The following is a 21,969-nucleotide window of genomic DNA, read 5'->3' as shown; positions in this document are numbered from 1 at the left end:
AGGTGTTAAGTACTCGATTTGATTATATATAGAAGAGTAAGCATTACTAGTATATTCAGTAAGTATGAATATACTTAGTATCGTACGTCTCTTATTTCAATATATAGGTAAATAGAACTGAATGTAATGGGTTTTGTTGAAAATAGTTCAGGTTTTCAAGAGGGAATAATCCGTTCAGGAAAATAGTCACAGCGAATTATAAGTTCAGATTCACTAAACTCAAGATTGAACCATCGCCTTCTTCTAGAAAATCAAGTTTGTTAAATGAGAGAATAACTTGTAGATTCGATCTTAAATGGCAGCGATTTTGTGGTATAGTCAACACATTATGCATATTCAAGAGAAGTAATGAGAGGAGTGAAATCGATGACTGCATCAGAAACCTTATTTACAAAATTGACTGCTGGATATGATCAATCCCTTTCACGTGGTGGCGTCGATGGCAGGAGAGTTGCAGAACGACTGAGCGAGTTATCGAAGATCGGTGCATCATTAGAAGGTGGAGTGACTCGACCTGGGTTCTCTTCTGAGGAAAAGCAGGCAAAACAGGTTGTGAAGTCTTGGATGGAACAATCGGGTTTGCGAGTCATTGAAGATGGAGCAGGAAATGTCATTGGTCGATTAGAAGGAACCGAAAATGGGAAGGCGATTATGTCCGGTTCGCATGTGGATAGTGTACCGAATGGCGGAAACTTTGACGGACCTCTCGGAGTAATTGCTGCGTTAGAAGTTGTTGAAGCGTGGAAAGAAACAGGTTATCTGCCCCGAAAACCATATGAAGTTGTTATTTTTTCGGACGAAGAAGGTACAAGATTTGGTTCCGGTCTAACTGGAAGTCATGCGATGGTCGGACAATTGACTGAACAAGAGACGGAATTGAAAATAGACAAAGATGGCAAGTCATTTGAAACCGTAATCGAAGAGTATGGTAGTTCACTTTCAGCTGTCTGGCATGCAAAGCGAAAGATGAGTGATATCGAATTGTTTGTAGAATTACATATAGAACAAGGTAAGATTTTGGAAAAAAATGATCTATCTGTCGGAGTTGTCAAAGGGATTGCTGGGCCGGTATGGATGAATGTAACGTTCGAAGGGGAAGCAGGGCATGCAGGCAACACACCGATGAATGATCGAAGGGATTCAATGGTAGCAGCGAGTCACTTCATTCATAGTGTTTCTTCTTTACCTAGCCGATTCAGTGAAACAGCAGTAGCAACGATTGGTAAACTGAATGTCTTTCCGAATGGCATCAATGTGATTCCTCAAAAAGTCGAGCTGACTGTAGATATACGTGATGTCCACGAAGACAAACGTGACGCTTTAGTGGAAGCTATTATAGAGGCAGCTGAACAGTCAGGAGTAGCACACAATGTTGACGTCACTTGCCAAAAGACATTAACCGTTCAACCACTGTTGATAAACGAAGAGTTATTATCGGATATGAAAGAATCCATCACTAAATTCGGGATTGAACCGATGGAGCTGATCAGTGGTGCAGGACATGACGCCATGGTGTTGGGAAGAGAAATTCCTTCTGCTATGCTGTTTGTTCAAAGTAAAAAAGGAATCAGCCACAATCCGGAAGAGTGGACGGACTTGAGTGATTGTGTAAACGGAGTGCAAGTATTAAAAGATTTCATTGAACAGCAAATGGTACGGTCTTAAAACAGTGTGAAAATAATTAGAAAGTGAAGTGAGTGCTTTGGAGAATATCGCCATGTTTGGTACAGTCAATTGGTTGAATATCTTATCTGCTGTATTCGTTATCGCATGTTTGTATTTCACACTATCCTTTTTCCAACATCTCAAAATGGAGGATCAGCGACTTGCGCAACAATCAAAAATTGCGGCTGTCGTTAGTCTCGCAGTTGCCCTACTCATTCCGGCAATCTATGGTGTCTATGTGTATTCGAAAATGAATATGTAATCCAAACTTCCTCACACATTGCCCAACTATGAATACACTGTCATAGAGAACGGGAACTGGAGGAGATGGATTGACAAATCAGAATTGGGTAGAACCGAATCCATATTGGGCAAATCATTGGCAAAATCCTCAATATCGTATGATTTCTATCGAGGAGGCAATGATGATCGCCTTGCAACAAGTACCCGGGCATGTAGTGAAAGCAGAATTGGAATACGATGGCGGATCCGTAATCTATGAAATCGAAATCCGCTCACGTGATGGTCAGAAGTATGAAGTGAAAGTGGATGCGAATAGTGGGAAGGTATTAAAAGTGAAGCTCGATTAATGAGAAGTATGGAATAGCTAGCTACAGGAAAGAAATCCTGTAGCTAGCTATTTTTGTTTCCAACAAGCTCCACTCCAAGTTTTTCAAATATATGGAATTAAAAAACCTAAAAGAACGTGTTGGAACATATATTTTAAATAAACAGTTTTTATTTCCAAAATAATGTTGTAATGAGATCTAATATGATGTAAAGTATTAGAAAATATTGAATAGTGGGAGAGTGGTAATGTGATAGCTGAACGATTAGTAGAAGCGTCGCGGGGTGGATATATAGAAAGCGGACATACCGGACACATTGCAGTGGTCGATACGAATGGGAAGTTGGTCTTCAGTTGTGGGGATCCGAATCGCCAAACGTTTGCACGATCATCCATGAAACCACTTCAAGCTATTCCAATTATTGAAACAGGAGCTGCAGATCACTACGATTTGCAAGCTGCCGATATTTCACTTGCTTGTGCTTCTCATAACGGTGAAGAACAGCATACATTCAGAGTGAAAGACATATTGAATCGTCTGGAACTCGAAGACTCCGATCTGAAATGTGGCACACATCCACCAAGATGGGCTAAAGCATATGAAAACGTTATTAAAACGAATACCCCGATTACACCCGTTTACAATAACTGCTCAGGTAAACACAGCGGGATGTTGACAACTGCCAAGTATATGAATGAATCGACAGAGGATTATTACCAATTAGAACATCCAGTACAGCAACGTATTCTTGAAGTAATCAGTGACTTGTCAGAAGTCCCAGTTGAAGAGATTGAAATTGGTATCGATGGATGTGGGGTTCCTGTACACGGAATCCCGCTTGTAAGATTGGCACTCAGCTTTGCAAAAATGGCGAACCCAGAAAACTTCCCTGAAAAACGGAAGCAAGCGATTGAAAGGGTGACTTCCTCCATGATGGCTGAGCCTGAAATGGTAGGTGGTACGGATCGTTTTTGTACCGACTTCATGAAAGTCATGGATGGGAGAATGTTTGGGAAAGCCGGAGCAGAAGGCGTCTATTGTATAGGGGATATTGAAACTGGATTAGGGATTGCGATTAAGATTGAAGACGGGAATGGTAGAGCGGTTTATCCAGCGGCTGTAGAAGTACTTAAACAACTGGAATTGCTGACGGATGAACAATTGAAACAGTTGGCTTCCTACCATGAGCCCGCTCTGAAAAATGCTCGCGATGAAATAATCGGCCACTTGAAACCTGTGTTTACGATGAAAAGTGCTTCATGCATTTTATCATAATCGAGTCTAACAAAAAGGGGAGAAGAAGATGAAGAAGACCTACGGTTGGCTATCGGCATTTGTATTAGTCTTGTTGCTTGTGTTAGCAGGATGCAGCGACTCTGGATCAAAAGAGGGGACTGCAGAAAAAGAAGGCGATGGAAAAAAGGCGACAAAAGAAGGTAAAGACTTAGTGATCGCGGTCGCGGATAACTTTACGACACTTGATCCACATGACACGAATGATACGCTTTCAAACTCTGCTGAAAAAACAATGATGGAAGGTCTTCTAGGGTTTGATGAGAAAATGACAGTTGTTCCATTGCTTGCTGAAGAATATAAGGCGAATGATGAAGCAACCGAGTTCACGTTTAAGCTTCGTGAAAATGTGAAATTCCATGATGGTACTGACTTTAATGCAGAGGCAGTTAAAGTGAACTTCGACCGACTGGCTGATCCGGATAGTGGCTTAAAGCGTCACAGTCTTTTCGCATTGATCAAATCGACGGAAGTTATAAGTGACTACGAAGTGAAATTCACTTTGTCTGAACCATTCGGTGCAATGATCAATACATTTGCGCATCCAGCAGCTTTGATCCACAGCCCGAAAGCACTTGAAGAGTTTGGAGACGAGGTTGGTAAAAACCCTGTCGGCACAGGGCCATTCAAGTTTGTTGAATGGAAACCTAGTGAAGGATTGAAAATCGTGAAGAATGATGATTATTGGAATGAAGGGTTCCCAAAAGTTGATTCTATTACATTTAAACCGGTTTCAGAGAACGGATCACGTATCGCGATGCTTCAAACAGGAGAAGCGGACTTCATCTACCCAGTGCCGACTGAACAAGTGGAAGGAGTAAATGGCAAGGACGGTATTGAAGTCGACAGCAAACCATCCATTGTTGTCCGCTATATGGCGATGAATACGATGAAAAAGCCTTATGACGATGTGAAAGTTCGCCAAGCTTTGAATTACGCGATTAATAAAGATGCATTCATCAAAGTTGTCATGAACGGTCAAGGAGAAAAACTAGACTCCGTTATTGCACCGGACGTACAGTTCTATTCACAGCAAGAGCTTTATGAATTTAATCTTGAAAAAGCAAAAGAACTCTTGAAGGAAGCGGGAGTTAAGGAAGGGATGAAAGCGAAACTGTGGGGTGGAAATAGCTCAAGCACAGTTAAAGCAATGGAATTCCTGCAACAGCAGCTCGCAGCGGTTGGTATTGAAGTTGAAGTGGTACCAATGGAATCAGGTACATTGTCGGACAAAATCTGGTCTGTTCAAAACGCTGATGACGCTGAACTTGAGTTGTACTATGGAGGATGGTCGCCATCCACGGGAGATGCAGACTGGGGAATTCGCCCATTGTTAGGCGGAGCAGATGCATTCCCACCAAAATCTTATAACGTTTCTTATTATGACAATGATGAAGCGAACAAATTGATCAGCGCAGGATTACAGACTGCGGACGAAGATAAGCGTGCAGAAGCGTATGCGGAAGTCCAAAAACTACTTTGGGAGGATGCACCGTGGGTATTCTTATCAGCTGATAACACGTTGGCAGGAAAGAAAAACTATCTAAAGGGTGTTTATCTGTTGCCTGATGGCTCGTTAAGTGTTTCTGAAGCTGAAATTGAGTAAGAGATGGAAACAGGAGCGCTGTGTTTTAAAGCGCTCCTTCTTTATCTAAAGGGGGCTTACGAATGTTACGATTTCTCGGAAAACGATTGCTGCAGATCATACCCATTCTCATATTGGTTTCCATCTTTATCTTCCTTTTTGTACATATGATTCCTGGAGATCCTGCCAGGCTTGTCGCAGGAGAGGATGCTACCATTGAAGATGTAGAACTCGTCCGTAAAGAATTAGGTCTTGATAAACCGATCACAGAACAATACGTCACGTACATGAAAAACTTGTTTCAAGGAGATTTCGGAAAGTCATTGAAGACCAATCGCGATGTCAGCTACGAAATAGGAGAACGCTTCATGCCGACCTTCTGGCTAACAGTATGGAGTATGTCATGGGCAGTAGTTGCAGGACTGATCATCGGGGTGGTATCTGCGACTAAGCGAAATAAGTGGCAAGATTATTTAGGGATGTTTGGAGCAGTATCAGGATTGTCTTTACCATCCTTCTGGCTAGGACTCATGCTCATTCAATTGTTTGCGGTTACATTGGGCTGGCTTCCGAGCGGTGGTATGGAGTCATGGAAAAGCTATATTTTGCCTGCATTCACATTAGGGACAGGAGTGGCGGCAGTTGTTGCCCGTTTCACGAGGTCCTCTCTAATGGACGTTTTGAAAGAAGATTATATTCGAACAGGTCGTTCTAAGGGATTAAACGAACGAAGAATTACATGGGGACATGGATTACGGAATGCAATGATTCCGGTCGTCACAATGACGGGGCTACAGTTTGGATTTCTACTTGGTGGATCAGTTGTTATTGAATCCGTTTTTAGTTGGCCGGGTCTAGGCAAGCTATTAATCGATTCAGTCGCGTATCGGGATTATCCGGTTATTCAAGCTGAAATGATGATTTTTGCGCTAGAATTTATCCTCATTAACTTAGTTGTTGACTTGCTCTACGGAATTTTGAATCCGCAAATTCGTTATGAATAGGAGGGGATTTTGTGGTAGAACTCAAGTTATCGAACAAAGAAGCCTACTATCAACAGACCTTAGAGAATATTCCATCTAAAACACCATTTTCTGAGTTCTGGAGAAAGTTCAAGAAGCAAAAACTGGCGTTTGTCGCGTTTTTCTTTGTTGTCGCACTCATTTTGCTCGCATTTATAGGGCCATTCATAACTCCATATGATATTACGGAACCGGATTATGAAAACGTGTTGTCTGGACCTTCCGCCGAGCACTGGGCAGGAACAGATGCATATGGCAGGGATATTTTTAGCCGGGTGCTAGCTGGAACTCAGATTTCCCTTTATGTGGGGCTGACATCTGTATTGCTCGGAGCAATCGGTGGCACTTTTCTCGGGATTGTTGCCGGATATTATGGCAAACGGATTGACTCAATTATTATGCGGATTTGCGATGTTCTGCTAGCATTTCCTGGAATTTTGCTGGCCATTGGTATTATCGCTATTCTTGGGCCGGGCCTGGGTAATGTTATTATTGCTGTCGCGATTTTCAGTGTACCGATGTTTGCACGTATTGTCCGAAGTTCAACGCTCGCTGTGAAATCTACACTATATATCGAAGCTACGAAATCTATTGGCACAAGACCAAAACGAATTATTTGGAAGCACATTTTTCCTGGCACCGTTTCAAGTATCATCGTCTATTTCACAATGAGAATCGGTTCGGCAATTTTAACTGCTGCAAGTTTAAGCTTTCTTGGACTTGGCGCACAGCCGCCTTCACCGGAATGGGGCGCGATGTTGAGCGGTGGTCGTGATTATTTGAATATTGCCCCTCACGTAACGATATTTCCAGGGATTGCAATTTTCGTAACTGTCCTAGCGTTCAATTTGCTAGGTGATGGCCTTAGAGACGCACTTGATCCTAAGATTAAAGAGTAATAATAGGTTGAAAGGAGGAGCATAGAATGGAAGAGAAGGTTCTTCAGGTGAGAAATCTGCAGACACACTTTACTAGCGATGCTGGGGTTGTTAAAGCGGTGGATGGTGTATCGTTTGAAGTGGGCAAAGGTGAGACATTAGGCATTGTAGGTGAATCAGGAAGCGGAAAGAGCGTCACATCACTTTCTGTCATGAGACTGTTGAAAGACACCCCAGGAAAAATTGCAGGTGGCGAAATTTTTTACGAAGGTCGGGATTTGACTAAAATCAGCGAACGTGAAATGAGGAAAATCCGGGGAAATGAAATCGCGATGATCTTTCAGGAGCCGATGACGTCATTGAATCCTGTTTATAAAATCGGGAGACAATTGGAAGAATCGATCATTCTGCATATGAAACTATCGAAAAAAGCGGCACGCGAACGATCCATTCAAATGTTGACAGCAGTAGGAATTTCAAGACCGGAAAAAATCGTATTTGAATTTCCCCATCAGCTTTCAGGCGGAATGAGGCAGCGTGTGATGATTGCCATGGCGATGGCATGCAATCCGAAGGTACTCATTGCGGATGAACCGACGACTGCATTGGATGTAACGATTCAGGCGCAGATTCTGGAGCTGATGAAGAGTTTGACAACAACGACAGATACAGCAATATTACTGATCACCCATGACTTGGGTGTGGTGGCTGAAATGTGTGACCGTGTCGTAGTCATGTATGGTGGCAGGGCTGTAGAAGAAAGCGACGTCGTATCTATTTTCACAAATCCGAAACACCCTTACACACAAGGGCTGCTGGAGTCTATTCCTAAAATCGGTGACCGTGTCGAACGGCTTTCTTCGATTCCAGGAAATGTTCCAATTCCAGCACATATGCCGATGGGCTGCAAATTTGCTCCGAGATGTCCACATGCGATGGATGTCTGTTGGGACAAAGAACCGTCATTTGATAAGTTGACGGATAATCATTCTGTACGCTGCTGGTTGCATGAGGAGGTGCCGACAGATGAACCAAACCTTGTTGGAAGTTCAGAACGTTAAAAAATATTTTCCAATACCTTCAAAACTTTTCAGTAGAAAGAAAGAATTCGTTAAAGCGGTAGACGGTGTTTCATTTACTGTGAACAAAGGTGAAACACTGAGTATCGTCGGTGAGAGTGGCTGTGGGAAGTCTACGACGGGGCGAATGATTATGAAATTACTCGATATCACGGAAGGGAAAGTAATTTTCGAAGGGCAAGATATCACGGATATGACTGATGATCAGATTCGTCCGTTACGTAAAGAATTCCAGATGGTCTTTCAAGACCCATACGCATCCCTGAATCCTAGACTAACAATCAAAGAAATTCTTGAAGAACCCCTCATTGTGCACAATTTTAACAAGGGAAATCGTAATCAGCGTGTTACGGAGCTACTAGAAGTGGTTGGGCTTAATAAATACCATGCGGATCGATATCCCCATGAATTTAGTGGAGGACAGCGTCAACGCATCGGGATTGCACGGGCACTGGCCGTGAATCCGAAACTCATTATTGCCGACGAACCCGTCTCTGCATTGGATGTGTCGATTCAATCTCAAGTACTGAATCTGATGAAGGATCTACAAGAGGAATTTGGTTTGACATATGTCTTCATCGCCCACGATTTAAGTGTCGTTGAGCACATTTCCGATCGGGTTGGAGTGATGTATTTAGGCCGACTAGTTGAACTGGCTACGCGCGACGAACTTTTTGGTAAACCATTACATCCCTATACGAAAGCTCTATTGAGCGCGGTTCCAATACCTGATCCTACGGTCAAGCGAGAACGAATCATTTTAAAAGGCGATATTCCAAGTCCGGCGAACCCTCCGCCTGGCTGTACGTTCCATACGCGCTGTCCATTTGCGCAAGAAACGTGTAAAATTCAAGTGCCGGAATTCCGAGAACTAGAGTCCGGACATTACGTGGCATGCCACTATGTTGAGGAGCTTGAGATTAATTAACATGAAAAAACTTCATATCATCTCGATTCAAAAAGAATATTTAACCATCGTCGCCTATCAACTATTTGATATTTTTGGTGATCAAGTGGAGTTATATCCTATTACACTACAGCAATTGACAATGGAAACGGTAGCTGAGGGTGATTTGGTGCTGTTATCGAAGGAAGTCCTACGAGGAATAACAGCTTCATTCATCCCTGCTTCATGTCCCGTCATTGTAGCAAATCGGGAAGTGAACATTGCTGCTACAGAAAAACTATCAGGGCTCCCCTTGGGGCAACGTATCCTGATTATCAATGATACGGTCGAACATGCAGTTGAAACGGCTACCTCTTTAAAAAAGATTTATTATGAGCACCACTATAAAACCTATGATCCTATGAATGCAGTTCCTTCGGATATCGACTGGATTGTTACACCTGGAGAGATGGAACTGGTCCCAGCGGCGTTTAAAAATGTAATAGACATCGGTCCACGAACACTGGACTTTTTAACAATCGAACAGGTTGAGTCAGAACTTAAAACAACTATTTCTGAAATCGTCCTGATGAACCGCTTTTTCAAATCACAAGTTACGGTTGAGCTGAAACGGAAGTCAACTACAAAAAAGAACGAAACAGGAACTACACAAGTTGATATAGTAACTGTTGAAAATCGGAAAGAAACTCATTTCACACTTAGCTTAAGTGAGATTGATCGGATTAAGAATAAAATTGAAACCCATGGATTTCTAGATGAGAGTCTTCTTATTTTGTCTATATATAAAGAAGGAAAAGAATCGTATGAACTTTTAGGTAGAGCAAAAGTGAAGGAACGATTGGTTCTCCGTGGAATAAAACTGTCTGACCAACAATTGCGGTTACGCCTCGAAATTATGCAGGATGAACAACTAATCCATGCTCGGATTGGGCGGGGAGGAACACGGATTTCAGAAAAAGGGGAAGCGTTTCTGGAATATTTCATGGGCATGAAAGAATAAGAGGTGGATCATGAAGGTTTACATTTCCGCGGATATTGAAGGCGTGGCTGGTGTCGTTCATGGAGAGCATACGTTGCGTGATGGGAAAGAGCACGACTATGCACGTAAGCTTATGACCGAAGAAGTGAATGCGTGTATCGAAGGGGCACTGGAAGCAGGTGCAGATGAAATTGTAGTCAATGATTCACACGGAACGATGCGCAACATTTACCCGGATGAGTTACATAGTAAAGCAAGGTTGTTAATGGGATCCCCCAAAAAGCTTGCCATGGTGGAGGGTCTCACAGCTGAATATGATGCGGTACTTTTCGTTGGCTATCATACAAGAGCTGGAACAAATGGAGTTCTTAATCATACGTTTAGTGGCAGAGTCATTAAAACGATTAAAGTCAATTCCACCGATATGGGTGAATTTGGACTAAATGCGTTAGTCGCTGGCTATTTTCATGTTCCGACGGTGTTTGTGTCTGGTTGTAATTTACTGGCGGATGAAGCACGAGCAGTTATTCCAGAAATTGAGTCGGCAATCGTAAAAGAATCGATTTCCCGAACAGCAGCGTTAAATCTAAGCCCATTGGAATCTCGGTTGCTAATACGGCAAGGTACAAAGCGGTCGTTGAAGGATGTCCGCAGTAAAACACCTTTTAGGATGGAAGGACCTTTTACAGTAGAAATCGAATTTTTGAATACAGGATATGCCGATGCGGTTGAAATATTGCCGATATATGAACGAAGAAATCCGCTAACGGTAAGTTTTAAAAATGAAGATTGGTTGCATTGCTATCGTCTCATTCGTGGTGCAATAATGATCGCTAATTCTGTTCAATGACAAAGCCCAAGGTAGAGGAGAGGTTGAAAATGAATCCCTTGATTGGAATTACATGTCATCATGATTTGGAGTATCAATACATGCTCAATCATTCTTATGTTCAATCCATCACTGAAGCGGGAGGTATTCCGCTGTTGCTTGCAACGGGAATGAAGAATGATGTGGGGATGTTGGTAGAGCGCTTGGATGGTCTTTTACTGTCAGGTGGATTCGACATTAATCCATTATTCTATGGCGAGGAACCAATCAAAGAACTTGGAGAAATCTCACCAGGACGGGATGACAACGAAATGGAGTTAGTTCGTGCCTTTCTTCAAGCTGATAAACCCATCTTAGGGATATGCCGTGGTCATCAAGTATTGAATGTCGCACAAGGAGGCACCATGTATCAAGATATTCACGCACAAATCGATGGGGATGTCCTTCAACATGTGCAGAAGGCGAGAAGGGAACACTTGTCCCATCGTGTTAAATTAGTGGAGGATACTAAGCTTTCTAGTATCTTCGAAACATCAAGTATTCTTGTTAATTCCTTTCATCACCAAGCGGTTAAAGTAGTCGGTGATCCCTTTATAGTATGTGGTACGTCAAGCGACGGTGTTATTGAAGCTATCGCGAGTGAGAGGCACAAGTTTGCTATAGGCGTTCAATGGCATCCTGAAAACACTGCTTGTGCAGGAGATGCTCCTTCGAAGAAGCTGTTTGAGGCGTTTGTAAAAGCGTGCAATTAGACTATGAAGTCATTACGCAAGAAGAGGAAGCGACTCCAAGTGGAGAGGCTTCCTCTTTTTTATTTTAAATCCTAATGTAATCAGTTCGAGTTGGAAGTATTTCCTTTTTTATTAATGAAGTACAAGACCCCTTCAATCGCCAGTACAACTATCAACGAAATTCCAAATAGAGGCATGATGATTCCTAAAATCACCATTAACACTATAAACCCGATGGAAATGCCACTTGTTGCTTTAGGAGGAGACGAAAGATTCCCATTCCGTTTTCTCGACAACCACATTTTAAATCCGTAGAAAATTAGAGATAAAAATGTGAGACAAACAAGTAAGTTAATGATTTTATTGGGCCATCCGAACAAGTGCCCTTCATGCAATGGAATTCCCCACGTAAACCATTTTGCCAAAATCCCATAATCGTCATAACCGACTTTGGAAATTAAATCTCCACTGTATTGGTCGAAATAAGAAGTCATTTCTTCGGCAGGGCTGACGTCTAATCCAGTGACGCCGGTATTACTTCCTTTAGATACAGTGAATACTCCATCTTCAGAAAAAGGATATACGATAGAATACGGTTTTGAGATTCCGGCGTCTCTCGCTTTCCACAAGAGTTTTTCAACTAGGATGCCATCATTCCCCATATCCATTCCAGGCATCTTACCGTGACCTCCATGATTCGCGTGTGGATCAGGCTTTTCTGATTCCGGCGCTTCCTCTTTCCGAGTTGCCCATGGAATTTCGCTCATATCGGAAGTAGGTGGTTGTTGTTGGAGCAACGGCGTTCCGATGGAGGGATGTTCCTGTGATGCAGTGTAAATGAAGTTCCCCATAAACGCAGACCAAGGAAGTCCTGTGAAAATGAGGATGATCATTGGAATCGTAATGATTGTCCCGATGAGTGCATGGATCCTTTTAAGTCTTAAACGGGGTGTCGATTTCTTAGGTTTCTTTAGCGCACGACTTTTGAATGTCATATAAAGTCCGGAAAATAATAAAAAGATTGCCCAGCATGCTGCTAATTCAACTAAGTAGTTTACGACGGTTCCACCAACAAAGAGTGAACTATGGATGTTTCTCATAATGTTAGCGTACGTATACTTTGAATTTTGTGATCCAACAATTTCATTATGTTCATCTAAAAATACATACTTTTCTTCGCCAGATTCAGATGACAAAGTTATCCTCGTATTATAAGGTTCATCCATGATCATAACTTTGGCTACTTCAAATCCTTCATTCTCATGCTTTACAAGAGAAATTCCTTCGTCAATTGTTAATTGATACGTTTCTTCACTGTTGCCAAAAAAGAGATCTTTGTATGCGACGTTTTCTACATTGTTATAAAACAAGTATCCGATTCCGCTCAGCGTCAGCGTAATGAGAAGTGGTGCCATAAACAACGCACCAAAAAAGTGCCATCGCCAAAATCGATTATACATCCCCTTTTTCATCTCGTTCCCTCCTTGTTCAGTTAGTTATTATTTAGAAGCTAACGTACTCATTCACAATTTGGATCACTATTTTTAGCATAATAGTAGGTTGTCCAAAAAAGAGCGAGAGAAGACGTATGATTGCTTCAAGAATGGTCACCTAGATGTTTATAACATTCAAGTGTGAACTAAAATAGAACAGATGCAAAACTTTTGCAAATTCTTTGTCGTTACAAAATATAATTCATTAGTCCGATTTTTTTGTGGACTTTCTTTTCTAAAGCATTATGATTGAATTAATGGGAAAATATCACAATATCTTAATTCTTGAACAAAATTGTTTTGGCAATAGAAAGAGGGGATTATTATGTCTGGTTTTTTTGACGGAATTTTAACTGGTATATGGATGTACACCAAGTCACCGCTATTTTATGTATTGATCGGTCTACTGCTTTTGCGTGGAGTGTATCGGATCAAACGACCGGCTATCCGAGGGGCGATAGGTGAGTGGTTGGTAAATCGAAAACTTACGAAACTCGGTGCTGAATATAGTGTTTTTTCAGACATATATGTACCGGATGGGGAGGGCGGATACACACAAGTCGATCACATCGTGTTATCGCCTTACGGAGTGTTTGTCATTGAGACGAAGCATTATAGCGGTTGGATATACGGAAGTGAACACCAGAAAAATTGGACGCAAGTGATTTATAAGCGCAAGGAACGTTTGTACAATCCGATTTGGCAAAATTACGGACATATCCAGTCACTAAAGGGTTACTTACATAAGGAAGAATTGGACGTGCAATCGATAATTTCTTTTTCAAGTGATGCTACTTTCAAATTTAAGGAGCCATTTGAAACTGCATATGTTATTCATATCAATGAGCTGAATCGTGTCATTAAAAACCATCACGAAATCGTGTTTACGGAAGTAGAACTCGATCACATGAATCATTCGCTTGAAAATTTGAGGATGACAGATAAACAAGAAAAACGGAAAGTGAAGAAGGAACATCTTCATTCTGTAAAAATCAAACAGAGGGAGCAGAAGCCAAGACAATCGGTTAATTCAAAGTCAAAACAGCAGAAGGATGCTAGCAAAGAACTAAATCAGGTAAGGTTAAAAAAACGAGTAAATCTGACGAACTCAATAGAATCGGTTGGCAGCTGTCCTCGCTGTGCGAGTGAACTCGTTCAACGCAATGGAAAGTTTGGAAAATTTACGGGCTGCAGTGCTTATCCTAAGTGTCGTTATACGTTGAAAACGGAAGCATAATTGAAGAGAGGACCCTTGCTTTGATTTTTTTATCAATGGTATCTGTAACATTTATTTTTAATCTGAGTCTACTCACATAAAGGGGAGATGACGATGAGACTTCTCTTAGATGGAATCATCCTGAGTGTGCTAGTTTTGACGAGCTGTACCTCGGAATCAGGAACGATCACTGAACCAACTAGCAAACCCCCAGACTCCGATGAAGTGTTAAGACAAGAACCGGACGCGGACATCTTGCAATGGCAAGGTTCGGTCTACCAGGCAGACGTGGAGTGGATTCAAGAGTTGGAGCTCACTAAGAATGAACTGCTTGGTGAAATACTTTATAATGCCCAAATTCCGGAAGACTTTCAAGATGGAACGGCTACAAAGTTACCTATTGGTTCCATGTTTTATTCAACGAATGAAGGTGGAATGTATGTACTCGTCGAAGTGGATGGGGAATTGTGGAAGTATTTGCTGCTAACAGAAGGCTAGGTTTACGTTTTAATGCGTCAATTTACAGGAAAGAAGGAACGTGATGAAAAAGCATTCAATTGGGCTTCGCAAATTGATGGAAGAAGACAAATATAGACTATTGAAATGGCTGACGGATCCACAAGTTCTTCGATTTTACGAAGGGCGTGATAACCCTTTTACTATGGGCAGAGTGGAAGCGTCCTTCTTTGATGGAAATCTGGAGGAAACGAGATGTATTGTCATTCACGAGGATACCCCGATTGGTTACATTCAGTATTACCCGATTGGGATGGAAGAAAGGAAAATCTATGGATATAATGATTCGGAGGATGCCGTCTTTGGCATGGATCAGTTTATTGGCGAGCCTGAGTACTGGGACAGAGGAATCGGAACTGAGCTTGTTATCTTAACGATTGAGAGGGTAATCCGGGAAAAACAAGCAAGTCGTATCGTGTTGGATCCTCAAACGTGGAATGAACGGGCGATTCATTGCTATGAAAAGTGTGGTTTTCAAAAAGTGAAATTGCTACCCGAGCGCGAGTGGCACGAAGGGGAATATAGGGATTGCTGGCTGATGGAGTATGTTGTAGACGGTGAATGATGCCGTCAGCAAAATGATCAAGAAGTCTCAACGGTCATCTAAGGAGGAGCATCATTGGATTACATACAAAATATGCGCATGTTAATTGGACACGAAACACTCTTTACGGTCGGATGCGGGGTGATGATTGTTCAGAATGATCAGCTCTTATTGCAGCACCGGACTGATGAAGACAGCTGGTGTATTCCAGGCGGAGTGATGGAACTAGGGGAAATGTTTGAAGAGACTGCAAAACGTGAAGCACTTGAAGAAACGGGATTGTCTGTCGGTCAGCTGGAGTTGTTTGGAATCTACTCAGGTGAAGATTGTTATGCCGAATACAGCAATGGAGATCAAGTCTATAGTGTCCAGGTGATTTTTATTGCGCATTCAATTTCCGGAGAGTTGCTTCAAGAAAGTGAGGAAAGCAGGGAACATCGTTTCTTCGCGCCATATAACTTACCTGATAACCTAAATTTGAGACAGAAGTCGTTTATCTTAGACTGGGCTAGAGGGGCAAAGATACCAGTTATCCGGTAACTATTCTGTAATTTTAACTTCCTTTAAGGTTTCAACTGTCTTCCTCGAGGGCAGTTGAATAAGAAACGCTTATAAAGGATGACACGTATGAACATCTATACGATCGGACACTATTCACACACGAAAGAAGAATTTATTAGTCTCTTGAAACAAGCTAGGATTGAAAAACTCGTTGATGTACGGGCGTTCCCAGGCAGTCGGAAATTCCCATGGTTCTCAAAAGATAAAATGGCCGAATGGTTACCTGAATCGGGAATCGACTATACACACATCGAAGAACTTGGCGGCAGACGACAGTCATCTCAACTCGTCTCTCCTTTGTTAAATGAGGGCTGGCAAAACCAATCCTTTCACAACTACGCGGATTATACACTGTCGAATTGCTATCAAGATGGTGTAAAGAAATTGACTGATATTGCTTCTGAAAAACGTACAGCGTATTTCTGCTCGGAAAGACATCCCGCACGCTGCCATCGATTGATCATTAGTAACTGGCTTGTGGTTCATGATTGGGAGGTATTTCATATTGTTCCGAAAAGCGATGGTACAGGAGAGTTGGTTCCTCATGAACTAGGGAAGTGGGGAGCAATGCCGATTGTCGAGGAGGATAAAACAGTAGTCTATCCACATGTAAACTAACTAAAAGTTGATTGAATTCTATTTCTCTCTAACAGCCTTTCGCGAAGGCTGTATTTTTGTGTGACCAAATACCTAAATTATTTTTTCTGAAAAATAGAACTTCCCACTCACTTGAAAACTATGAATACTCCTACAAAGACGCATAGTCGCTATTACAGTGTAATGGTACGCTTAAATTGAAACTAGAATTCTACCAATAGATAGTCGGATTCTTCTGTTGAGCGAATTCATTCCAACGAGGAGTGTGAGGCAATGCACGGTCGAACGGGGAAGAAATGGTTGAACTCATTAATGGCAACAACGCTTGTGGCGGGATTGGTCGCACCAGCTGTTCCGGTATATGCAGTAGAATCACCGGCTGTAAAAGAATCCGATTTGCTGATTTCCGAGTATGTGGAAGGGTCTGGATTCAATAAGGCGATTGAACTGTACAACGGGACAGGCGCTACACTTGACTTGAGTGGGTATTCTGTTGAACTCTATGCAAATGGAGCGGTTGCGCCGACGAACAAACTAGAACTGACGGGTACACTTGAAGATGGAAAAACGTATGTCATTGTGCATAACCAAGCTTCAGCCGATCTCAAAGCTAAGGCGGATATGGAAATCGGTAGCGTTACAAACTTCAATGGCGATGATGCCATTGTGCTGAAAAAAGGGAACGCTGCTATCGACTCCTTTGGACAAGTCGGTGCTCGAGATAATTGGGGTACGGATGTAACACTCGTTCGAAATGCGGACGTTACAAAAGGTGATGGTGTCATTGATGATCCGTTTGATCGAACGAAAGAGTGGACGGTTTATCCGAAAGATACGTTTTCAAATTTAGGCACTCATGAATTGGATGGATCTGGTTCAACGGATCCGGAAGAGCCTGAAGTACCCGTAGACGTTATGTCCATTAAAGACGCACGTGCATTGCCAGCTGGAGAAAAAGCGACAGTGAAAGGGATTGTCGCTGCAAAACTAAAAAATACAATTTCGATTCAAGATGAAACTGGAGGTATCGCTGTTCGTCCAACGAGTTTAGCAGTAAATGTTGGAGATGAAGTGACGGTAACTGGGAAGATTGCTGACTATCGAGAATTATTACAATTGGACGAAGCTTCAGTTGTTGAAAAGATTGTGGGAACAGAGCCGACTGCGAAAACTGTGACAGGGGCAGCGATTGGTGAAGATGTTGAATCACAGCTCGTCACAGTGAATAATGTGACGCTTTCCGACAAAGAAGCAGGGCCAGGTTGGGCAAACTTCATTGCAACAGATGGAACTGAATTTACGGTTCGGGATGAAAATGACAGCCTTGGGTTGCAAGCAGGTATGACCTACGACTCGATCACAGGGATTGTTCAGCAATTTGACGATGTCTATCAGGTGATTCCACGTGGTCCGTCAGATGTTATCGCAGATTCTACCGTGGTCCAGCCAGTTGTTGCAAATCCAGGTAGCGGAACATTTGTTGAAAGTGTGGACGTGACGTTGACATCTGGAACAGTCGATGCAGAAATTTTATATACTCTCGATGGCACAGATCCGATTGAGAATGGTGCAACGTATGCAACACCGTTGAAGATTACCGATAATGTTCAGTTGAAAGCAGTTGCTAAAACGGATGATGGACGTGTGAGTGCTGTCCAAACGTTTGACTATTCAATTACGGATGCACTGCAAATCCATAACATTCAAGGAGCAGGTCATGATTCTCCATTTGCAGGACAAGTCGTAGATGGCGTACAAGGTATTGTTACGTATAAATACGAACTTCAAGGATCGACGTATTATCACATTCAGACGCCGGATAATAAGCGCGATGGCGATTTGAATACATCTGAAGCTGTTGTCTTGTACAGTGGACGTGATACATGGAACTTGAAGAAAGGTGATCTCGTTTCTGTCAGTGGACAAGTGAGTGAGTACGCGATTGACGGGTACTCAGATCGTCAGCAAACGGACTTGAAAACGACGCAAATTAACGTACGTGAAGATCGTGGCGGTGTTGTAACGGTTGTGGACAGTAATGTTGAACTTCCCACGCCATTTGTTATCGATGAATCGAACTTACCAAAAGAACAAATTCTTAGCACAGGTTTAAAAGAATTTGATCCAGCTAAATATGCAGGCGATTTCTGGGAGAGTCGTGAAGCGATGCTCGTTGAAGTAGGCAATGTAAAAGCAGTTGGGCCACAACAGCATGGTGATTTGGCAACTGTTTTAGAATCTCGTAAAACGGAGACGAAAAACGGCGGCGTGCTATTGAAGAAAGACGTTCCGAATGCAGATTTGGTCCAATTCCGATTGGAGCCGAATGGCGCAGCACGTGATTTTGAAGTAGCGACAGGTGACCAGTTTAAAGGACCTATCGTTGGAGTGGTCGGGTATTCGTTCCAAAACTATAAGATTTATGTGGGATTGGAAGAGATGCAGGCGAAGTTTGTAAAGGGCAAAGCAGTTCCAGAAAAAACAACAATTGTGAAGGACAACGAGAAATTAACAATAGCATCGTACAACTTGGAGAACTTCTCAAACAATACGAAAACGACTTCTGCCGATAAAGCGAAGAAGCTAGCACGTGCCTTTGCGGTCGATATGCAAAGTCCAGATATTGTTGGTGTTACTGAAGTTCAAGACAATAACGGTCCTGATGCGGGTGGACCTGAAGCCAATCAAAGTTATGAACGTCTAATTCAAGCGATTGTAGAAGCAGGCGGAGTGAAGTATGAGTATGTCAACATCGATCCGGTGAATAACCAAGATGGTGGACAGCCGAATGCCAATATCCGTGTTGGATTCCTGTACAATCCTGAGCGCGCTTCAATGAAAACAGGAGCACCTCACGGGGATGCAGTAACAGCGGTTGGGTATGAGAATGGTGGTTTGACGGTGAATCCAGGACGGATTGATCCGACAAATGAAGCGTTCAATAGTAGCCGAAAACCACTTGCAGCAGAGTTCACATTCCAAGGTGAAGATGTCATCGTCATTGCAAACCACTGGAATTCCAAAGGTGGAGACACGCCATTGTTTGGTGCAGTCCAGCCACCAGTGTATAAGAGTGAGATTCAGCGTAAAAATATTGCGCAAATCGTGTATAACTTCGTGGATGATGTGAAGACGAAAAACCCTGATGCGAATGTTGTATCCCTTGGCGATTTTAATGACTTCCAATTTACAGATGCGCTCAAGATTCATGAAGGTGAACTAATGACGAATCTTGTGAATGGAGTCGAAGAATCGGATCGCTACTCGTACGTTTATCAAGGGAATTCTCAAGTGCTTGACCATGTACTCGTGTCGAACAATCTAGCAGATGCTTCTGAAATCGATATGCTGCATATCAATGCAGATTATACAGACATGGCGGGCCGTGCAAGTGACCATGATCCGATATTAGTGCAGCTAGCGCTGAAAACAAAGAGCGATCCTGATCCATTTGAGTGGGAAAAGGTTCCTGTCAACAAGTATTATTTCTTGTTGAATTACAAGAAGCCGAGTTTAACAGTCGATGCGAAAGGATCCTCCATCACAATGGATTACCGCTCGCGTGTAACGAATGGCATTACGTTAACTGGCCAGTATGCAATTTTAAGCGGACTGGGCTTTGCAAATAACAAGCTAATTCTGAAACCGACTGAAAAAGGCTTAACTGTCGATACGAAGTGGACAGTTCAAGGTAACGTCGTCGTGGATGGAACCAATCCGCTTCGGATCTTTGGAGCCGAGAATGTTATGAAAATTAGTTATGTGAATGGTGCAAGTGCTGAAAATGTTGAGTTTTATGACCGCTTTGGTCGCAAACTTACGAAGCCTGGCATTCAATGGCCATGGAATGGTGTGGCGAGCTGAGTAGGTTTTGAGGAGAGGACGATGCCCCCGGGTGTCGTCCTTTTTGCGTTGTTCACCTGACGATTGGGGGGATTAGGATGGGTGAATCGGCAAGAAGGGAGCGTGAATCAACCAAATCAGATGGGGAATCAGCATTATGACGAGAGGAATCGGCAATATCGAGCAAAGAATCGGCAAGAAGGAAGAATTAATCGGAATCAGGACACAATTCAACGGGGTTAAGGGATTAATTGGTAGCGCTCCGCTTGATTTTTGTAGGCTTTCACTGTTTGTATGGTGAATCGGCAAGAAGGAAGCGTGAATAGGCAAGATTGGAAGAAGAATCAGCATTATGACGAAAGGAATCGGCAATATCGAGCAAAGAATCGGCAAGAAGGTAGAACTAATCGGAATCGGGACACAATTCAACGAATAAAAAGCAGCCTCTCAATACAAATAGAGACTGCTGGTACCAAAAAGTTAAGAACGATTCAAAAATCCATGTTGTCCGGCTGTCCACAAGTCACGAAACGCACGATTTACAGGAGAAGTTTCCAATACAGCCTGCATGCCTAGTCTACGGAATAACTGGACTGCACAATCCGTTGCGATATCTGAACTCTCCATGCATACAGCGGACAGTTGATCAAGTTCATGGTCGTCAAGGGAACCATTCAGATGCATGTCCCAGCGTCGTTCCACTGCATTATGGAAGAGTTGCTCGGCTAGGTTAAAACGCTCCTGTTGTTCCTCAAGCAAACTCACTGTTCCAGCAATCTTTTCTGCATCCCAGCGTGACTTGGCTTGTTCTATAAGCTTATGTGCTTCTTCTAAAAAGCGCGCACCCAGTCCAAGACAAACAGCTGCAAATGAGACTTGTGAAAATTGGACGAACGGGAACGAATGAACAGGTTGGCCGAGTGTGTTCTGAGTTTCAATTACTGAAAAGGTTCGATTGTGTGGTATAAATGCATCCTTCACACGGATCGTGTGGCTACCTGTTCCTTTCAGTCCCATCGCATTCCAGTCTTCCACGATTTCGACTTGGTCTGGCATGAATATACATGCGCGCATTTCTTCAGTTTCCTCACCATCACGCCAAATAATAGTATTCGCTGTAAACATGGAAGCGTACGGTGCGCCGCTGCAATAACGCCACTTACCGGAAACGCGATAGCCGTTCTTTTCAGCATGTGCTTCGCCAGTTGCATATCCACTACCAGCAATCACAGCGTTTGCTGGTAAATACAGTTCTTTCGCTTGTGCTTCCGTCATATTCTCAAGAAATAAATTACCTCCAGATCCGATTGTCGTCAGCCAACCAAACGAACCATCATAAAATGAAGCGTCTTTGAATACATGGGCAGCATCAGGTAAAGAAAGCGCCCGACCACCTAACTCTTTCGGCAAAAACAGCTTAAACAATTGTTCTTCATAAGCAACTTGCAATAAGTCGTCTGGCAATGTACCAGTCTGCTCGATTTCTGTCGAAGCACTGAGAATAATTTTTGAGAGATCTTCAGATAACATAACTATCATCCTTTCTATTCAGTAAAAATGTAACGGTACCGTTAGAGGAATAATTAAAACGCGAATCGTGCACCCTCTTCTATTCCCTCTATGACAAGGAAGTAAAGGTTTGCAAAGTTTTAACTTTAACTT

General features: G+C 42.6%; 20 protein-coding genes. 18 read left to right on the top strand and 2 right to left on the bottom strand.

Features of this window, described 5'->3' with window-relative positions:
* Positions 1-366: 366 nt before the first annotated feature.
* From ACR65F_RS02265 to ACR65F_RS02210, 12 genes are all read left to right on the top strand, one after another.
* A complete protein-coding gene (locus ACR65F_RS02265; protein ID WP_440503074.1) occupies positions 367-1,665 on the top strand; it encodes a M20 family metallo-hydrolase in 1,299 nt (432 codons plus the stop codon).
* A gap of 52 nt (positions 1,666-1,717) precedes the next feature.
* Positions 1,718-1,927: a hypothetical protein gene (locus ACR65F_RS02260; protein WP_440503073.1), complete on the top strand. Its 210-nt coding sequence runs from the start codon at positions 1,718-1,720 to the stop codon at positions 1,925-1,927.
* 70 nt (positions 1,928-1,997) lie between these two features.
* The gene (locus tag ACR65F_RS02255) at positions 1,998-2,255 is read left to right on the top strand and encodes a PepSY domain-containing protein (RefSeq protein WP_440503071.1); all 258 of its coding nucleotides are present in this window, start codon (positions 1,998-2,000) and stop codon (positions 2,253-2,255) included.
* Between the two features lie 228 nt (positions 2,256-2,483).
* Entirely contained in the window at positions 2,484-3,509 is a 1,026-nt protein-coding gene (locus ACR65F_RS02250) for an asparaginase (RefSeq protein WP_440503070.1), read from the top strand.
* A gap of 28 nt (positions 3,510-3,537) precedes the next feature.
* Positions 3,538-5,133, top strand: coding sequence for a glutathione ABC transporter substrate-binding protein (locus tag ACR65F_RS02245; RefSeq protein ID WP_440503069.1), 1,596 nt, complete (start codon positions 3,538-3,540; stop codon positions 5,131-5,133).
* A gap of 62 nt (positions 5,134-5,195) precedes the next feature.
* The gene (gsiC, locus tag ACR65F_RS02240; RefSeq protein WP_440503068.1) at positions 5,196-6,116 is read left to right on the top strand and encodes a glutathione ABC transporter permease GsiC; all 921 of its coding nucleotides are present in this window, start codon (positions 5,196-5,198) and stop codon (positions 6,114-6,116) included.
* Positions 6,117-6,184: 68 nt separating this feature from the next.
* Positions 6,185-7,033 carry an ABC transporter permease subunit gene (locus tag ACR65F_RS02235; RefSeq protein ID WP_052245779.1) on the top strand — a complete coding sequence of 283 codons (849 nt, stop codon included), beginning with the start codon at positions 6,185-6,187 and terminating at the stop codon, positions 7,031-7,033.
* A 26-nt stretch (positions 7,034-7,059) separates the two neighbouring features.
* Positions 7,060-8,073, top strand: a complete 1,014-nt coding sequence (locus ACR65F_RS02230; RefSeq protein WP_440503067.1) for an ABC transporter ATP-binding protein — start codon at positions 7,060-7,062, stop codon at positions 8,071-8,073.
* Positions 8,039-9,019: an ABC transporter ATP-binding protein gene (locus tag ACR65F_RS02225; RefSeq protein WP_440503066.1), complete on the top strand. Its 981-nt coding sequence runs from the start codon at positions 8,039-8,041 to the stop codon at positions 9,017-9,019. The genes ACR65F_RS02230 and ACR65F_RS02225 overlap by 35 nt, the downstream gene beginning before the upstream one ends.
* A 1-nt stretch (position 9,020) precedes the next feature.
* Entirely contained in the window at positions 9,021-9,998 is a 978-nt protein-coding gene (locus ACR65F_RS02220) for a winged-helix domain-containing protein (RefSeq protein ID WP_440503065.1), read from the top strand.
* Positions 9,999-10,008: 10 nt separating this feature from the next.
* Positions 10,009-10,827: a M55 family metallopeptidase gene (locus tag ACR65F_RS02215; protein ID WP_440503064.1), complete on the top strand. Its 819-nt coding sequence runs from the start codon at positions 10,009-10,011 to the stop codon at positions 10,825-10,827.
* Positions 10,828-10,856: 29 nt separating this feature from the next.
* Positions 10,857-11,558 carry a gamma-glutamyl-gamma-aminobutyrate hydrolase family protein gene (locus ACR65F_RS02210; protein WP_440503063.1) on the top strand — a complete coding sequence of 234 codons (702 nt, stop codon included), beginning with the start codon at positions 10,857-10,859 and terminating at the stop codon, positions 11,556-11,558.
* Between the two features lie 80 nt (positions 11,559-11,638).
* Here the strand turns inward: ACR65F_RS02210 and ACR65F_RS02205 are convergent, their stop codons facing one another.
* Positions 11,639-13,009: a PepSY-associated TM helix domain-containing protein gene (locus ACR65F_RS02205; RefSeq protein ID WP_440503062.1), complete on the bottom strand. Its 1,371-nt coding sequence runs from the start codon at positions 13,007-13,009 to the stop codon at positions 11,639-11,641.
* 346 nt (positions 13,010-13,355) lie between these two features.
* On the opposite strand from ACR65F_RS02205, the gene ACR65F_RS02200 reads away from it, so the two are divergent.
* The 6 genes from ACR65F_RS02200 to ACR65F_RS02175 all read left to right on the top strand — a co-directional run bounded on the left by ACR65F_RS02200 (position 13,356) and on the right by ACR65F_RS02175 (position 20,328).
* The gene (locus ACR65F_RS02200) at positions 13,356-14,267 is read left to right on the top strand and encodes an NERD domain-containing protein (protein ID WP_052245763.1); all 912 of its coding nucleotides are present in this window, start codon (positions 13,356-13,358) and stop codon (positions 14,265-14,267) included.
* 93 nt (positions 14,268-14,360) lie between these two features.
* Positions 14,361-14,744, top strand: coding sequence for a hypothetical protein (locus ACR65F_RS02195; protein WP_440503061.1), 384 nt, complete (start codon positions 14,361-14,363; stop codon positions 14,742-14,744).
* A 43-nt stretch (positions 14,745-14,787) separates the two neighbouring features.
* On the top strand, positions 14,788-15,327 hold the full coding sequence (locus tag ACR65F_RS02190; protein WP_440503060.1) for a GNAT family N-acetyltransferase: 540 nt from the start codon (positions 14,788-14,790) through the stop codon (positions 15,325-15,327).
* 54 nt (positions 15,328-15,381) lie between these two features.
* The gene (locus ACR65F_RS02185; RefSeq protein WP_440503059.1) at positions 15,382-15,846 is read left to right on the top strand and encodes an NUDIX hydrolase; all 465 of its coding nucleotides are present in this window, start codon (positions 15,382-15,384) and stop codon (positions 15,844-15,846) included.
* Positions 15,847-15,933: 87 nt separating this feature from the next.
* Positions 15,934-16,485, top strand: coding sequence for a DUF488 domain-containing protein (locus ACR65F_RS02180; protein ID WP_440503058.1), 552 nt, complete (start codon positions 15,934-15,936; stop codon positions 16,483-16,485).
* 252 nt (positions 16,486-16,737) lie between these two features.
* Complete coding sequence (locus ACR65F_RS02175) at positions 16,738-20,328, top strand: DUF8508 domain-containing protein (RefSeq protein ID WP_440503056.1); 3,591 nt, start codon at positions 16,738-16,740, stop codon at positions 20,326-20,328.
* Positions 20,329-20,787: 459 nt separating this feature from the next.
* Here ACR65F_RS02175 and ACR65F_RS02170 read toward each other — a convergent pair whose 3' ends face one another.
* Positions 20,788-21,837: an acyl-CoA dehydrogenase family protein gene (locus ACR65F_RS02170; protein WP_440503055.1), complete on the bottom strand. Its 1,050-nt coding sequence runs from the start codon at positions 21,835-21,837 to the stop codon at positions 20,788-20,790.
* Positions 21,838-21,969 lie beyond the last annotated feature (132 nt).

Source organism: Sporosarcina sp. SAFN-010, from assembly GCF_059415065.1.
Note: the sequence above shows the minus strand (reverse complement) of the source record. Positions and strands in the feature narration are given on the sequence as shown.

Bases quoted from the DNA above. Each gene is read 5' to 3' on its own strand.
- ACR65F_RS02195 (WP_440503061.1), top strand. From the start codon at position 14,361: ATGAGACTTCTCTTAGATGGAATCATCCTGAGTGTGCTAGTTTTGACG.
- ACR65F_RS02205 (WP_440503062.1), bottom strand. From the start codon at position 13,009: ATGAAAAAGGGGATGTATAATCGATTTTGGCGATGGCACTTTTTTGGT.
- ACR65F_RS02245 (WP_440503069.1), top strand. From the start codon at position 3,538: ATGAAGAAGACCTACGGTTGGCTATCGGCATTTGTATTAGTCTTGTTG.
- ACR65F_RS02265 (WP_440503074.1), top strand. From the start codon at position 367: ATGACTGCATCAGAAACCTTATTTACAAAATTGACTGCTGGATATGAT.
- ACR65F_RS02260 (WP_440503073.1), top strand. From the start codon at position 1,718: ATGTTTGGTACAGTCAATTGGTTGAATATCTTATCTGCTGTATTCGTT.
- ACR65F_RS02190 (WP_440503060.1), top strand. From the start codon at position 14,788: ATGAAAAAGCATTCAATTGGGCTTCGCAAATTGATGGAAGAAGACAAA.
- ACR65F_RS02170 (WP_440503055.1), bottom strand. From the start codon at position 21,837: ATGTTATCTGAAGATCTCTCAAAAATTATTCTCAGTGCTTCGACAGAA.
- ACR65F_RS02215 (WP_440503064.1), top strand. From the start codon at position 10,009: ATGAAGGTTTACATTTCCGCGGATATTGAAGGCGTGGCTGGTGTCGTT.
- ACR65F_RS02180 (WP_440503058.1), top strand. From the start codon at position 15,934: ATGAACATCTATACGATCGGACACTATTCACACACGAAAGAAGAATTT.
- gsiC (WP_440503068.1), top strand. From the start codon at position 5,196: ATGTTACGATTTCTCGGAAAACGATTGCTGCAGATCATACCCATTCTC.
- ACR65F_RS02220 (WP_440503065.1), top strand. From the start codon at position 9,021: ATGAAAAAACTTCATATCATCTCGATTCAAAAAGAATATTTAACCATC.
- ACR65F_RS02200 (WP_052245763.1), top strand. From the start codon at position 13,356: ATGTCTGGTTTTTTTGACGGAATTTTAACTGGTATATGGATGTACACC.
- ACR65F_RS02230 (WP_440503067.1), top strand. From the start codon at position 7,060: ATGGAAGAGAAGGTTCTTCAGGTGAGAAATCTGCAGACACACTTTACT.
- ACR65F_RS02210 (WP_440503063.1), top strand. From the start codon at position 10,857: ATGAATCCCTTGATTGGAATTACATGTCATCATGATTTGGAGTATCAA.
- ACR65F_RS02225 (WP_440503066.1), top strand. From the start codon at position 8,039: ATGAACCAAACCTTGTTGGAAGTTCAGAACGTTAAAAAATATTTTCCA.
- ACR65F_RS02175 (WP_440503056.1), top strand. From the start codon at position 16,738: ATGCACGGTCGAACGGGGAAGAAATGGTTGAACTCATTAATGGCAACA.